A 14,650-nucleotide genomic window follows, 5' to 3' on the forward strand; every position below is an offset into this window, starting at 1 on the left:
TCGCTTCCCAAGGTAGACCAGCGCCCCAAATGCTAGACGTGCAAGGGGCCGGAACGGAGGACAGGACGATGACGGAACTGACGCCATCTGCGATTATCGGCCAGGCCGAGCAGACGAAAGCGGCAGCCGTTAAAAATACCGTTCTGACCAAAGAAGGCCAGACCAACGGCCTGACCACCAATGGCATGGCCGCGCAGGGTCTCTATGATCCGCGCAACGAGCATGACGCGTGCGGCGTCGGCTTCATCGTCAACATGAAGAACGTGAAGTCGCACCAGATCGTCAAGGACGGGCTCTTCGTGCTCGAAAACCTGACGCATCGCGGCGCTGTCGGCGCCGATCCGCTGATGGGCGACGGCGCCGGCGTGCTGGTGCAGGTTCCCGATCATTTCTTCCGCGAAGAGATGGCGGCCCAGGGCGTCGAACTGCCGGCGGCAGGCCAATACGGCGTCGGCCACTGGTTCATGCCGCAGGATGCGGCACTGCGCGCCCATATCGAAGAGATCATCGCCGAATCGGCGCAGTCAGAAGGGCTGCCGCTGCTCGGCTTTCGCGACGTGCCGGTCGACAATTCATCGCTGTCGAAGGCGCCCGATATTGCGGCCTCCGAACCGTTCCATCGCCAGGTCTTCATCGGCCGGACATCGGACATTCCAGATGACGAGGAATACGAGGCCAGGCTGTATCTGCTGCGCAAGGTGATTTCCGGCCGCATCTACGCCGAGAACAACAACAAGGATATCGGCGCCTACTGTGTGTCGCTATCGGCGCGTACCATCGTCTACAAGGGCATGTTCCTGGCCTACCAGGTCGGCGCGTATTACAAGGATTTGTCGGATCCGCGTTTCGAGACCGCGCTGATCCTCGTCCACCAGCGCTTCTCGACCAACACCTTCCCGTCATGGAAGCTCGCGCACCCCTACCGCATGGTCGCGCATAATGGCGAGATCAACACGGTGCGCGGCAACAATAACTGGATGGCGGCGCGCCAGGCCTCGGTCGATTCCGAACTGTTCGGCAACAACATCTCCAAGCTGTGGCCGATCTCCTATGACGGCCAGTCCGACACGGCGTGCTTCGACAATGCGCTCGAATTCCTGTTCCAGGGCGGCTACAGCCTCAGCCACGCCATGATGATGCTGATCCCGGAAGCCTGGGCCGGCAACAAGCTGATGGATGCCGATCGCAAGGCTTTCTACGAATACCATGCAGCGCTTATGGAGCCGTGGGACGGGCCGGCCGCGGTCGCCTTCACCGACGGCCGCCAGATCGGCGCCACGCTCGACCGCAACGGGCTGCGCCCGGCGCGCTACATCGTCACCGACGACGACCGCGTCATCATGGCGTCCGAAGCCGGCGTGCTGCCGGTGCCGGAGGAGAGGATCGTCAAGAAGTGGCGGCTGCAGCCTGGCCGCATGCTTCTGATCGACCTTGCCAAGGGCCGCATCATTTCCGACGAGGAGATCAAGTCGGAGATCGCCACCAGGCATCCCTACAAGACCTGGCTCAACAACACGCAGCTGATCCTGGAGGATCTGAAGCCGGTCGAGCCGCGCGCGCTGCGCAAGGATGTCAGCCTGCTCGATCGCCAGCAGGCTTTCGGCTACAGCCAGGAAGACACCAAGCTGTTGATGTCGCCGATGGCGACCACCGGCCAGGAAGCGGTGGGTTCGATGGGCACGGACACGCCGATCTCGGCGATGTCGGACAAGTCGAAGCTGCTCTACACCTACTTCAAGCAGAATTTTGCCCAGGTCACCAACCCGCCGATCGACCCGATCCGCGAGGAACTGGTGATGAGCCTTGTCTCGTTCATCGGGCCGCGGCCGAACATCTTCGACCTGGTCGGCAATTCGCGCCGCAAGCGGCTCGAAGTGCGCCAGCCGATCCTGACCAATGGCGATCTGGAAAAGATCCGCTCGATCGGCCACACCGAGGACCGTTTCGACACCAAGACCATCGACATCACCTACGGGTCGAGCGAGGGCGCGGCCGGCATGCAGGGCGCCGTCGAGCGTCTGTGCGAGCGCGCCGAGGCGGCCGTTGCCGGCGGCTACAACATCATCATCCTGTCCGACCGCCAGGTGGGTCCCGACCGTATCGCCATTCCGGCACTGCTGGCGACGGCTGCCGTGCACCACCATCTGATCCGCAAGGGTCTGCGCACCGCGGTCGGCCTGGTTGTCGAATCCGGCGAGCCCCGCGAAGTGCATCATTTCTGCTGTCTCGCCGGCTACGGCGCCGAGGCGATCAACCCCTACCTTGCTTTCGACACGCTGCTCGACATGCACAAGCGTGGCGAACTGCCGGCGGAGGTCGACGCCTACGAGGTGGTCTCGCGCTATATCAAGTCGATCGGCAAGGGCATCCTCAAGGTGATGTCGAAGATGGGCATCTCCACCTACCAGTCCTATTGCGGCGCGCAGATATTCGACGCCATCGGGCTGAAGTCGGATTTCGTCGAGAAGTACTTCACCGGCACAGCGACGCTGATCGAAGGTGTCGGCCTGGACGAGGTCGCGGCTGAGACGCTCAGCCGCCACACCGACGGTTTCGGCAACGATCCGGTGCTGCGCAACAGCCTCGAGGTCGGCGGCGAGTACATGTACCGCATGCGCGGCGAAGCCCATATGTGGTCGCCCGACGCCGTCGCCACCTTGCAGCACGCCGTGCGTCAGGGCTCGTGGGAGACGTTCAAGGAGTATTCCGCGCAGATCGACAGCGAGACGGCCCGTGCTCAGACCATACGCGGCCTGTTCAGGATCAAGCTTGCGGAAGAGACCGGCCGCAAGAAGGTGGCGATAGAGGACGTGATGTCGGCGGCCGATATCGTCAAGCGCTTCTCGACCGGGGCGATGTCGTTCGGCTCGATCTCGCGCGAGGCACACACGACGCTGGCGCGCGCCATGAACCAGATCGGCGGCAAGTCGAACACCGGCGAGGGCGGCGAAGAGGCCGACCGCTATCTGCCGCTGCCCGGCGGCAGCAAGAACCCCGAACGTTCGGCGATCAAGCAGGTCGCCTCGGGGCGGTTTGGCGTCACCGCCGAGTATCTCGTCAATTCCGATGTCATGCAGATCAAGGTCGCGCAGGGCGCCAAGCCCGGTGAGGGCGGCCAGCTGCCCGGCCACAAGGTCGACGCCACCATCGCCAAGGTCCGGCACTCGACGCCTGGCGTCGGCCTGATCTCGCCGCCGCCGCATCACGACATCTATTCGATCGAGGATCTGGCGCAGCTGATCTACGATCTGAAGAACGTCAACCCGGCGGCCGATGTCTCGGTAAAGCTGGTGTCGGAAGTCGGTGTCGGTACGGTTGCGGCCGGCGTCGCCAAGGCACGCGCCGACCACATCACCATATCGGGCTATGATGGCGGCACCGGCGCGTCGCCGCTGACCTCGCTCAAGCATGCCGGCAGCCCGTGGGAAATGGGCCTAGCCGAGACGCACCAGACGCTGGTGCTGAACGGGCTGCGCTCGCGCGTTGCGCTGCAGGTCGATGGCGGCTTGCGCACGGGGCGCGACGTCATCATCGGTGCGCTGCTCGGTGCCGACGAGTTCGGCTTCTCGACCGCGCCGCTGATCGCGGCCGGCTGCATCATGATGCGAAAGTGCCACTTGAACACCTGCCCGGTCGGCGTCGCGACGCAGGATCCGGTTCTGCGCAAGCGTTTCAAGGGCACGCCCGAGCATGTCATCAACTTCTTCTTCTATGTTGCGGAAGAGGTGAGGGGGCTGCTGGCCGAGATGGGCTACACCCATATCGACCAGATCATCGGCGACAGCGACCTGCTGGAAAAGCGCGAGATGATCCAGCATTGGAAGGCGCGTGGGCTCGATTTCGGCAAGATGTTCTTCAAGCCGGACGCGCCGCATGAGGCGGTGCACTGGACCGAACGGCAGAAACACCCGATCGACGATGTACTCGATCGCAAGCTGATCGAACTGGCGAAGCCCGCGCTCGAAAGCAAGCAGCCGGTCAAGATCGAGGTCGACATCCGCAATGTCGATCGCTCCACGGGCGCCATGCTGTCGGGCGAAGTCGCCAAGCGCTTCAGGCACAAGGGCCTGCGCGAGGACACGATCCAGGTGAAGCTGACCGGCACCGCCGGTCAGTCGTTCGGCGCCTTCCTGGCGCGCGGCATCTCGTTCGATCTCGTCGGTGCGGCCAACGACTATGTCGGCAAGGGCCTGTCGGGCGGACGCATCGTCATCCGGCCGCCGGAGGAGTCCAGGATCGTCGCGGCGGAATCGATCATCGTCGGCAACACCGTCCTCTATGGCGCGACCGAGGGCGAGGCCTATTTCGCAGGTGTCGCCGGCGAGCGCTTCGCGGTGCGCAATTCGGGCGTCGCCGCCGTCGTTGAAGGCGTCGGCGATCATGGCTGCGAATACATGACCGGCGGCATCGTCGTCGTCATCGGCCAGACCGGTCGCAACTTCGCTGCCGGCATGTCGGGCGGCGTGGCCTATGTTCTGGATGAGGCCGGCGATTTCGCCGCGCGCTGCAACATGGCGATGGTCGAGCTGGAGCCGGTTCCGGAAGAAGACGATCTGATGGAAAGGCTGCTGCATCATGGCGGTGACCTCGACCACAAGGGTCGCGTCGACGTCTCGGGCGACATGACCACCCATGACGAGGAACGGCTTTACCAGCTTATCTCGAACCACGTCCATTTCACCGGTTCGGTACGCGGCCGCGAGATACTCGACGACTGGACGACCTTCCGGCCGAAATTCCGCAAGATCATGCCGGTCGAATACCGCCGCGCGCTGATCGAGATGGAACGCATGCGCATGGGCGTGGCGGCGGAATAGGTTTTTCGACTTGCCGGGAGGCGCAGGCTTCCCGGCGGAACTTTCAGCGACAGTTTGACCTCGGATGCAAGGTTGCCACGGCTGCCTCAAGGGGTTAACGGGTGCGAAAACCGCACCATCTGGACAGCAGGAACTGGACTATGGGCAAGGTAACAGGCTTTCTCGAAATCGACCGGCAGGTGCACAAGTACCAGCCGGCCTCCGACCGCATCCGGCATTTTCGTGAATTCACGCTGCCGATGTCGGACAAGGAGGTCGAGAAACAGGCGGCGCGCTGCATGGATTGCGGCATCCCGTTCTGCCACGGGCCGACCGGTTGCCCGATCCACAACCAGATCCCGGACTGGAACGACCTCGTCTACAATGGCGACTGGGACAATGCGATCCGCAACCTGCATTCGACCAACAATTTCCCCGAGTTCACCGGCCGCATCTGCCCCGCGCCCTGCGAGGAAGCCTGCACGCTGAACCTCGAGGACATTCCGGTTGCCATCAAGACCGTCGAACAGGCAATCGCCGACAAGGCTTATGAAACCGGCCATATCCGGCCTTATCCGCCAGAGAAGAAGACGGGCAAGCGGGTCGCTGTCATCGGCTCCGGCCCGGCAGGGATGGCGGCGGCGCAGCAGCTTGGCCGCGCCGGCCACGAGGTCAGCGTTTATGAGCGTGAGAGCCGTCCCGGCGGGCTGATGCGCTACGGCATTCCCGACTTCAAGATCGAGAAGCACTATATCGACCGCCGCATCGAGCAGATGCAGGGCGAGGGCGTGACCTTCCATTGCGGCGTCAATGTCGGCGTCGACAAGCCGGTGGCAGAGTTGCTCGCCGGATACGATGCGGTGCTCTATTGCGGCGGTTCGGAATCGCCGCGTCCGGCCAACATTCCGGGCGACGATCTCGGCGGCGTCTATGACGCCATGCCCTATCTGGTGCAGCAGAACCGTCGCGTCGGCGGCGAGCCGATCCAGTCGGTGGCCTGGCCGTCGCATCCGATCATCGCCGGCGGCCAGCATGTCGTCGTCGTCGGCGGCGGCGATACCGCGTCCGACTGCGTCGGCACCGCCTTCCGCCAGGGCGCGGTGCGCGTCACCCAGCTCGACATCCGCCCGCAGCCGCCGGAGAAGGAAGACAAGCTTTCGGTCTGGCCTTACTGGGCGACCAAGATGCGCACCTCGTCCTCACAGGCCGAAGGTGCGGAGCGCGAATTCCAGGTGGCGACGCTCGAATTCATCGGCGAGGACGGCCAGCTGACCGGCGTCAAATGCTGCGAAGTCGACGAGAAGCGCAAGCCTATCCCCGGCACCGAATTCGTCATCCGTGCAGACCTCGCCTTCATCGCCATCGGCTTTGCCGGACCGGCTGCCGCCGGCGTCGCGAAAGAGCTGGACGGTGAGATGAAAATCACCACCGACAGCCGCCGTTCCCGCAATGTCGAAGCCAACGATCGCGACTACAAGACCAGCGTCGACAAGCTCTACGCCGCAGGTGATGTGCGCCGCGGCCAGTCGCTGGTTGTGTGGGCGATCCGCGAAGGCCGCCAGGCCGCGCGCTCGATCGATGAAGCGCTGATGGGGTCGACGGTACTCCCCCGTTAACGGTTGATCGCCGTCGTCGTATCCGTCGCGGCAGCGGCCTTGGGCGGCCACGAGAAGTCGTCGGCGCGGCCGGGCGAGGCCTCGGGCGCCTTGCCTTCGAGGATTAGTTTTTCGCCGGGCAGATCCGGATTGGCTTTCGGCGCCGCCGCCGCACCGAGAAGTTCGGTACCGCCGTCGAGCGCCGGATCGTTGAGCAGCATCGGAACGGTGCGGTCGACCACGATCGGGGCGGCGGGCAGCGACGGCGCCTCGACCGGGGCGCCGGCCGGTGCGGCAGCCGTCACCACGCTTCCCGGCGCTGCCAGGCCGAGGATCTTGGCCAGCGGCTTTTCGGTGTAGAAGGCGAGCTTTCGCTTGCCGGCTTTCGAGACGTTGATGCCGTCGTCGGAGCGCAGCCGCACGGCCTGGCCGTTAATGTCGGGGCCGGTCGAGACAAAGGCGCCGTTCTCGTCGACGAACCCATCCCAGACATCGACGAATTCGCCGCCGTTCTTCTCGGCAGCCGAGTGGTAGATGTCGTTGAATGCCAGCATGTCGGAGGTCATCTTCGGCGTCTTGAAGGCTGGCATGCCGACCCACAGATAAGGCACCTTGGTCGCCGCCAGTGCCTTTCCCAAGGCTTCGGTCCGGCGTTCGTATTCCTTGGTCCAGTTCTCGGAGCGCGGCTGCTCGCGCACATCGTTGACGCGCATCTGCTGGCGGTCGTTGGAGCCGAGCATGACGACGACCACGGAGGGTTTTTCGGTCTCGACCAGCGATTTGACCTGTTCGGGCCAGTTGTAGACATCATCGCGCACGAACCCCGAAGAACCGTTGGCGCGCTCGACGATCCTGACGTTGGCATTATCGGCAAAGGCTGTTTCGAGGCCTTCGGCCAGGCCGTTGGCCATGAAATCGCCGATCACCAGAACGACGTGGGCATCCGGTGTCTTCTCGACAATCGGAGCGGAAGGTTCAACGGGTGCACGGGGCTTCTTCTTGACCTTCGGCTTTGCCTTGCGGACGTCGAGCGGCGGCTCGATGCGTTCGCTGCGGCGCGGGAACAGAAGGTCGCGCAGCGACCAGCCGCGGTTCTGCGGTTGCTCCTGCGCCAAAGCCGGTGTGTGGAAACTGCCGGCGACCCCCGTCGCCAGGACGACGATGGCCAGAATTAGGATCGGCAAGCGGAAAACGATCACACGGATACGCGCTGCCGGAACCAAGCACCCTCTCCATCCCTTGGTGCATGGCCCTCGCAGGGGATCATGCACAGACCGATGCTACGGCATCCCTTGCGCGTCGCAGATGCGCGCTGCCGTCGCCGGCTCTATTTCTTTCTGAGCCATTTGAGCACTTCCATGCTCGGATACCCGTCTTGGGTCAAGCCGACCGTTGCCTGATAGGTCATGATGGCGGTTTTCGTACCGTCACCGATCTTGCCGTCGAACTTGCCGTCGTAAAGTCCGTGCTGCGAAAGCCGCTTCTGCAACTCCTGCCTTTCCTCGAAGGACAGTTTGGTGAAAGGCCGCTTCCAGTCCTGCACCAGACCATTAGAGCCGGCGATTTCGTCGGCAAGAAGGCCGACGGCCAGGGCATATTTGTCGGCGTTGTTGTAGGTCTTGATGACGGAGAAGTTCTTGATCATCAGGAATGCCGGTCCGCCGCGGCCGTCCGGCACTTTCAGCGTCGCCTTGTCGGTTGCGTTCTTGAACGGCTTGCCATTGGCCCTGGCGACGCCGAGCGCCTGCCACTGCGCCAATGTCTTCGAGCCGGCCGGCAGTTTGCCGGCCGGAATGGTGACCTCGTAGCCCCAGGTCTTGCCGCCCTGCCAGCCATTCTTCTTCAGCAGATTGGCTGATGTCGCCAACGCATCGGGGATCGAATTCCAGATGTCGCGCTTGCCGTTGCCGTCCATGTCGACGGCATAATGCTGGTAGCTGGTCGGGATGAACTGGGTCTGGCCCATGGCGCCGGCCCAGGAGCCCATCAGGTGGCTTTCGTCGATGTCGCCGGTCTGCAGGATTTTCAGCGCCGCGACCAATTGGGTGCGGGCGAATTTCGAACGCTTCGGGTCGCCATAGGCGAGGGTTGCCAGCGAGCGGATGACATTGCGCATGATGTCGTCGCGCTTGAGGATCTCGCCGTAATTCGATTCCATCGACCAGATGGCGAGCAGGATGTAGCGGTCGACGCCGAACCTCGCCTCGATCCGTTCCAGCCACGGCTTCCATTTCCTGGCCATCTGCTGGCCGACGGCAACGGACTGGTCGTGGACGCGGTTGTCGAAATAGTCCCAAGCAGGTGCGGTGAATTCGGGCTGGGTGCGTGCCTTTTCCAGCACCACCGGGTCGGGCTCATTGATGCCCCGGAACGCTCGGTCGTAGACCGCGCCGGAAACGCCGCCCGCCACGGCCGTGGCGCGGAAGCCGGCGACCCATTGCCGAAAACCGGCATCGGCGAAGGCCGGTCCGGCCGGCATCAGCAAGGCGAGCGAGAGGCTGGCCGCCGTCAGCACGCTGGTAAAGAGTTTTGCGGCACTGCGAACGGACATATTTTCCCCTTTCTCTATCTCAGGAAAGACCATTCATCGCCGAACCGGGTTAGCAATTGGTTTACCATAGGCGGCGCCTGGAACGAAAAGACACCTGGATGCTTTACCGGTTGATGTTTCCCTCAATGGCCCGATAATCCACAATTCCGGTGCGAAAATGTCGCGAGGCGGGATTGCCGGGCACGCCCTCAAACGGATAATTGACGCATGAAGCGAGTTCGCAAGGCAGTTTTCCCGGTCGCCGGTCTCGGCACACGGTTTCTCCCGGCCACAAAGGCCATCCCCAAGGAGATGCTGACCGTCGTCGACCGGCCCGTCATCCAGTATGTCGTTGATGAGGCGCGCGAGGCCGGCATCGAACATTTCATCTTTGTCACCGGCCGCAACAAGGCGGTCATAGAAGACCATTTCGATATCCAGTTCGAGCTCTATGATACGCTGGCACAGCGCGGCAAGGACGAGCAGTTGGCCCGCCTGCAGCGGCTGCAGCCGGCGCCTGGGCAGACCTCCTTCACCCGCCAGCAGGTGCCGATGGGGCTCGGCCACGCCGTCTGGTGCGCCCGCGAACTGGTCGGCGACGAACCCTTCGCGCTGTTGCTGCCCGACATGATCATGCAGTCGGAGAAGAGCTGCACGAAGGCCATGGTCGAGCTCTACGAGGAGACCGGCAACAACATCATCGCGGTGCAGGAATGCGATCCGGCCGAAACCCACAAATATGGCATTGTCGGCCGCGGCGAGGACACGCATCACGGCTTCCGCATCACCGAGATGGTCGAAAAGCCGAAGACCGGCACCGCGCCGTCCAATCTCTACATCAACGGCCGCTACATCCTGCAGCCCGAGATTTTCAAGATCCTCGAAAGCCAGGAAAAGGGCGCCGGCAACGAGATCCAGCTCACCGACGCGATGCTGAAGCTGGAAAAGCAGCAGCCCTTCTTTGGCTACCACTTTCAGGGCCGCACCTTCGATTGCGGCTCGCCGGAAGGCTTCGTCGAGGCCAATGTCGCCTTCGCGCTGTGGCGCAGCGACATGAACGAGAACATGGCCGGCGTCATCCGCACGCTGCTCGATGAGATGAAGCCGTCCGAGCGTCGCGGCGCTGCTTTTTAGCTACCGCTGCAGCTTCAGCCCCAAATAGATGCTGTTGGCGGTGTAGTTGCGCCCGGGCAGATTGCTGGTCAGCTTTTCGGTGCGGGCGCGGCTGGTGAGGCCGACATAGCGGTTCAGCCACCAGGTCAGCCCGGCCTCTGCACTCAGCGTCATGTCATGGCCGTCGGAGCCGGTGTAATTGCGCCAGTCGAGCCCAAGGGCTGCGTTGCCGGTCAGGTCGGCGCGGATCTGCCGCTCGCCGGTGAGGCGGCCGGAATAGAGGATGTCGCCGCTCTTACCGGCATTCGTCGTGCCTTCGACCGTGGTTCGCCCGGTGAGGCCGATGATGGTACCGCGCTCGGGCGACCATTTGAGGTCGGCATTGATGGTGGCTCCCGAAATCGCCTCCAGGTTCTTGTCGTCGATCGCCTCCCTCAGCCAGCCGGCCGAGAACTCACCCTTGAGCTTCTCGCCCATGTCGACTTCGATACCGGCGCGCGCGCCAAGCCGGGTCGAAGAGCGCTCGAAGCCCTTGTTGTCGATCCGTTGGTCATATACCCGGCGGCCGAGCTCAATCTCAGCAAAGGGCGTCAGAGCCGGGGAAATTTCATAGCCGGTCCGCAACGTTGCGGTGTAGAGCGTGTTGTCCTGGTCCTTCTGCGACAGCGAGGTGCCATCGGTAAGTTCGGCATCGCCATAGATGTCGTGGGAGACGGCGCCGGTCAGCGCAAAGCGCATCTTGCCGACGTCCTTCTCGACGCCGAGGCTGCCGTCGACCGTCTGGCGGATCGGCTGCGATTTGACGCCGGCAATGGCGTCGGGCGCGGAGGCCGATTCCGGTGCAATCTCGTAGCCGAGCTTGGCGATGGCGCGCAGTTCATTGTCGAGGTCGACATTGTACGTGCCTTGGATACGGCCGCGTGCCTCATTGATCTTCTGGCCCGAAATGGTGTTGCGGAAATTACCGTAGCCGTCGATGACCGCCGAATTCTCGCGCCAATCGGAGGCGGCGGAGAAACGCAGCGCCGTTTCGGACAGCACCGCCGACTTGCCGCCAGCGCTGGAATCGGCGTTCGACGTGACGGCAACGCCCTGCTCGAGCGCCGGCCGCAGCAGGAACGAGCCGACCTTGATGCCGGTTGCCGCGTACGGGTCGTCCTCGAGCTTCTTCTTCAGGCCCTCGATGGCGTCGGTGCGCTCGGCGCCGGGGTCGAGCTTTCGTCGGTCGACGCCGTCGACGGTGAGGACACGGCGGTTGGCTATGTCCTGATCGGCGTCGCCTGCCGCAGTGCCGTCCGGAGTCGTTCCGGTGGTGGTCTGGTCCGTGGCTTTGCCAGGCTTCTTCTTGTCGGCAGCCTTGGTTTTGTCCTTGGCCTTGTCTGCATCCGCGTCGGCGCGTTGCTTTGGCGTCGACGGGCGGCGTGGCAGGACGGTTGGCGGCTTGTCGGCGAACGAATCGTCGATGGTCGCCGGCGGGTCGAAAATGCTGTTTGCGCCGGCCTGTGACGGGTCGGTGTCATCAGGCAAGGCGCCATCGCTGGCCGGCACATAAGCGGTTGGCGTGTTTCCCGTGGGGGCGGTGTCGGCAGGGGCGGGCTTGACCTGCGTGTTGGCCTTGCTCAATTGCCTGGCCCGGCGCTGCTGGTCGGACAGGATCGCCGATTCCGAAACTTCGCCGCGCAGCTCGGTCTCCTGGGCATGAAGCGCAGTTGGCCGCAGCAAAGCGAGCACGCTCGTCGCCAGAAGCAGAGCGCAAAACGCTCTGCCCGTTCGACCTTTTTTCTCTTGAGGTTGGGCCCGCGACATCGTCACCACTGCTTGCGCGGCGCAAGCGCGCCATCCTTACCGAACCGTAAACGGGGATGGTTAACGGAGGGTTGAAGGGGTGCCTGTCGGACATGGCTGGACGGCAATTCTGTTGGACAGGCGAACGGCAAAGCGCTAATCGCATCAGCCATGCATGCGGGATCCCAAGAAAAGAAGCCTTTGGAGGCTTCGATCGCCTCGGCGCTGAGAACGGTAGCCACGGAACAGGCCGGCGTGGCGGCATTGGCCGCCGCGCTGGAGAACGAACTGGCCGAACCTTTCGCCCGCGCCGTCGACATGGTGTCGCGCATCAATGGCCGCGTCATAGTCACCGGCGTCGGCAAAAGCGGCCATATCGGCACTAAGATCGCGGCCAGTCTGGCTTCGACCGGCACGCCTGCCTTCTTCGTCCATCCGGCGGAGGCCAATCATGGCGACCTTGGCATGATCGCCAGAGACGATGCCATCATCGCCATGTCATGGTCCGGCGAGAGCAGAGAATTGATGGGCATCGTCGCCTATTCCAGGCGCTTCTCGATCCCGCTGATTGCGATTACCGCGGGCGCGGCCTCGGCGCTGGCGCGCGCGGCCGACGTGGTGCTGCTCCTGCCGTCCGTGCCGGAAGCCTGCCCGCACGGCCTGGCGCCGACGACATCGACCCTGCTGCAACTGGTGGTCGGCGATGCGCTGGCTATCGCGCTGCTCGAAGCGCGCGGCTTCACGCCCGACCATTTCCGCACATTCCACCCCGGCGGCCAGCTCGGCGCCAATCTCACGCAGATCCACGAGATCATGCATGTCGGCGAAAGGCTGCCGCTGGTGGCTTCCGGCACGGGCATGCGCGAGGCGATCCTCGAATTGTCGAACAAGGGCTTCGGCTGCGTGGCGATCGCGACGGCGGATGGCGCGTTGGTGGGCATCATCACCGATGGCGACATCAGGCGTCACATCGGCAGCAATCTCATGGAAATGAGCGTCGATCAGGTGATGACGAAAAAGCCGAAGACGGCCACACCGGACACGCTGGTGGCGACGGCGCTGCAGATTATCAACAATTCGGCCATTACGAGCCTGATGGTGGTCGAAGGCAGGCGGCTCGTGGGACTGGTTCATCTGCACGACCTGCTGCGCATCGGCGCCGCCTGAAAAAATCAAAGGACGCGTCGCGTTCGGGAAGCCCTAGGCGACGCGGCCTGATTTTCCGGATCGAAAGCGCCATGCGCTTTCGAAATGTCAAACTGCCTCGACGGTCAGTTCCAGATCCGTGTCGGCCGAACTGACGACGCGCACCTGCGTGCCGGCCGGCAGGTCGGGACCGGAGACGCGCCACAGTGTGTCGCCGAGTTTGATGCGGCCGCGACCGTCCTTGATCGGCTCGGCCAGCGTTGCCATCCTGCCGACCAACTGCGCGCCGCGCCGGTTGAGCAGCGGCTGGTCGCTAGGGGTATTACGCCCACCAACCAGCTTCTTTCCGGCAAAGGCCGAGACCAGCGACAGGGCCAGGAAGGCGAGGACCTGGACTTCCCAGGCCCAGAAGCTTGCGTCCCAGACGAGCAGGGAAATCACACCGATCACCAATGCGGCGATGCCGATCCACAGCATGAATATTCCTGGCGCGATGACCTCCATCACCAGGAGGACGAAGCCCAGAACCATCCAGTTCCACGGACCAAGTTCGGAAATGATGCGGTCGAACATGGGAGTGCGCTCCTATGATCTCAGTTCTCAGCTAGCCTCAATTCTCGCTTGGGCGAACCACCGGAGGGCGGGCGGCTTGCCTGGCGGCGCCGGCGGTGCCTTCGCTGCGGAACACCTCCCTGGCGATCTCGCTTATGCCGCCGAGGGTGCCGATCAGCGCCGAGGCTTCCATCGGCATCAGCACGACCTTGCTGTTGTTAGCGGTGCCGATCTTGCCCATCGCTTCGGTGTATTTGAGCGCCACGAAGTAATTGAGTGCCTGCACGTCGCCCTTGGAGATGGCTTCCGATACAACCTGGGTGGCTCGCGCTTCGGCCTCGGCCGAGCGTTCGCGCGCCTCGGCGTCGCGGAAGGCGGCTTCCTTGCGGCCTTCGGCCTCGAGGATCTGCGACTGCTTGAGGCCTTCGGCGGCGAGGATCTGCGCACGCTTATTGCGTTCGGCGGTCATCTGACGACCCATCGATTCGATGAGGTTGGCCGGCGGATTGATATCCTTGATCTCGACGCGGGTGATCTTGATGCCCCACGGATGCGCCGCTTCGTCGACGACGCGCAGCAGGCGCTCGTTGATGGCGTCGCGGTTCGACAGCAATTCGTCGAGGTCCATCGAGCCCATGACGGTACGGATGTTGGTCATCGTCAAATTGAGGATGGCGTTCTCCAGGCCGGCGACCTGGTAGGCGGCCTGGGCCGCATTGAGGATCTGGTAGAAGGCGATGCCGTCGACGCCCACAATGGCGTTGTCGCGCGTGATGATTTCCTGGCTCGGAACGTCGAGCACCTGCTCCATCATGTTCATCTTGGCGCCGATTCGGTCGACGAACGGCACGATGAGGTTGAGGCCGGGGCTTAGTGTTTTGGTGTAACGACCAAAGCGCTCCACCGTATAATTATAGCCTTGCGGGATTGTCCGGATGCCTTTGATAAGAAGCACCAATACCAGAAAGGCAAGCGCACCAATCGCAATACCGAAACCACTGAAGTCCATTTGAATCTCCCTCAGATGCCGGCCATGGCGTTGATTCCATGCAACCGACTTCACCAAACACTTAGGTGTGTTTCAATAATGTTACAATCAGGTGATCGTTGATTATTAGTGCATGGAATAGCGC

9 protein-coding genes are annotated in these 14,650 nt (G+C 63.2%); 4 read left to right on the forward strand and 5 right to left on the reverse strand.

The annotated features are described in order from the left end of the window. The first annotated feature begins 68 nt into the window (after positions 1–68). On the forward strand, positions 69–4,817 hold the full coding sequence (gltB, locus tag NKI31_RS04075) for a glutamate synthase large subunit (RefSeq protein ID WP_352650553.1): 4,749 nt from the start codon (positions 69–71) through the stop codon (positions 4,815–4,817). A 140-nt stretch (positions 4,818–4,957) separates the two neighbouring features. Beyond that, on the forward strand, positions 4,958–6,412 hold the full coding sequence (locus NKI31_RS04080) for a glutamate synthase subunit beta (RefSeq protein ID WP_023686414.1): 1,455 nt from the start codon (positions 4,958–4,960) through the stop codon (positions 6,410–6,412). Here NKI31_RS04080 and NKI31_RS04085 read toward each other — a convergent pair. After that, positions 6,409–7,614: an SGNH/GDSL hydrolase family protein gene (locus tag NKI31_RS04085; RefSeq protein ID WP_352650555.1), complete on the reverse strand. Its 1,206-nt coding sequence runs from the start codon at positions 7,612–7,614 to the stop codon at positions 6,409–6,411. The two genes, NKI31_RS04080 and NKI31_RS04085, sit on opposite strands and share 4 nt — an antisense overlap. A 104-nt stretch (positions 7,615–7,718) precedes the next feature. Continuing rightward, positions 7,719–8,942 carry a lytic murein transglycosylase gene (locus NKI31_RS04090; RefSeq protein ID WP_352650557.1) on the reverse strand — a complete coding sequence of 408 codons (1,224 nt, stop codon included), beginning with the start codon at positions 8,940–8,942 and terminating at the stop codon, positions 7,719–7,721. A 207-nt stretch (positions 8,943–9,149) separates the two neighbouring features. Here NKI31_RS04090 and galU point away from each other — a divergent pair, with 207 nt between their 5' ends. Next, the gene (gene galU, locus NKI31_RS04095; protein WP_023714035.1) at positions 9,150–10,055 is read left to right on the forward strand and encodes a UTP--glucose-1-phosphate uridylyltransferase GalU; all 906 of its coding nucleotides are present in this window, start codon (positions 9,150–9,152) and stop codon (positions 10,053–10,055) included. Here the strand turns inward: galU and NKI31_RS04100 are convergent, their stop codons facing one another. Then, complete coding sequence (locus NKI31_RS04100; RefSeq protein WP_352650559.1) at positions 10,056–11,840, reverse strand: outer membrane beta-barrel protein; 1,785 nt, start codon at positions 11,838–11,840, stop codon at positions 10,056–10,058. It lies immediately after the preceding gene. 150 nt (positions 11,841–11,990) lie between these two features. On the opposite strand from NKI31_RS04100, the gene NKI31_RS04105 reads away from it, so the two are divergent. After that, a complete protein-coding gene (locus tag NKI31_RS04105) occupies positions 11,991–12,986 on the forward strand; it encodes a KpsF/GutQ family sugar-phosphate isomerase (RefSeq protein WP_023671954.1) in 996 nt (331 codons plus the stop codon). A gap of 87 nt (positions 12,987–13,073) precedes the next feature. Here the strand turns inward: NKI31_RS04105 and NKI31_RS04110 are convergent, their stop codons facing one another. Both NKI31_RS04110 and NKI31_RS04115 read right to left on the reverse strand, forming a co-directional pair. Then, the gene (locus NKI31_RS04110; protein WP_023671953.1) at positions 13,074–13,538 is read right to left on the reverse strand and encodes an NfeD family protein; all 465 of its coding nucleotides are present in this window, start codon (positions 13,536–13,538) and stop codon (positions 13,074–13,076) included. A 37-nt stretch (positions 13,539–13,575) separates the two neighbouring features. Continuing rightward, positions 13,576–14,526, reverse strand: a complete 951-nt coding sequence (locus NKI31_RS04115) for an SPFH domain-containing protein (protein WP_023671952.1) — start codon at positions 14,524–14,526, stop codon at positions 13,576–13,578. Positions 14,527–14,650: the final 124 nt, after the last annotated feature.

The sequence above is a fragment of the Mesorhizobium sp. M0659 genome (assembly GCF_040320605.1).
In the GTDB taxonomy this organism is placed as follows: Bacteria; Pseudomonadota; Alphaproteobacteria; order Rhizobiales; family Rhizobiaceae; genus Mesorhizobium.

Bases quoted from the DNA above. Each gene is read 5' to 3' on its own strand.
- gltB (WP_352650553.1), top strand. From the start codon at position 69: ATGACGGAACTGACGCCATCTGCGATTATCGGCCAGGCCGAGCAGACG.
- NKI31_RS04080 (WP_023686414.1), top strand. From the start codon at position 4,958: ATGGGCAAGGTAACAGGCTTTCTCGAAATCGACCGGCAGGTGCACAAG.
- NKI31_RS04090 (WP_352650557.1), bottom strand. From the start codon at position 8,942: ATGTCCGTTCGCAGTGCCGCAAAACTCTTTACCAGCGTGCTGACGGCG.
- galU (WP_023714035.1), top strand. From the start codon at position 9,150: ATGAAGCGAGTTCGCAAGGCAGTTTTCCCGGTCGCCGGTCTCGGCACA.
- NKI31_RS04100 (WP_352650559.1), bottom strand. From the start codon at position 11,840: ATGTCGCGGGCCCAACCTCAAGAGAAAAAAGGTCGAACGGGCAGAGCG.
- NKI31_RS04105 (WP_023671954.1), top strand. From the start codon at position 11,991: ATGCATGCGGGATCCCAAGAAAAGAAGCCTTTGGAGGCTTCGATCGCC.
- NKI31_RS04110 (WP_023671953.1), bottom strand. From the start codon at position 13,538: ATGTTCGACCGCATCATTTCCGAACTTGGTCCGTGGAACTGGATGGTT.
- NKI31_RS04115 (WP_023671952.1), bottom strand. From the start codon at position 14,526: ATGGACTTCAGTGGTTTCGGTATTGCGATTGGTGCGCTTGCCTTTCTG.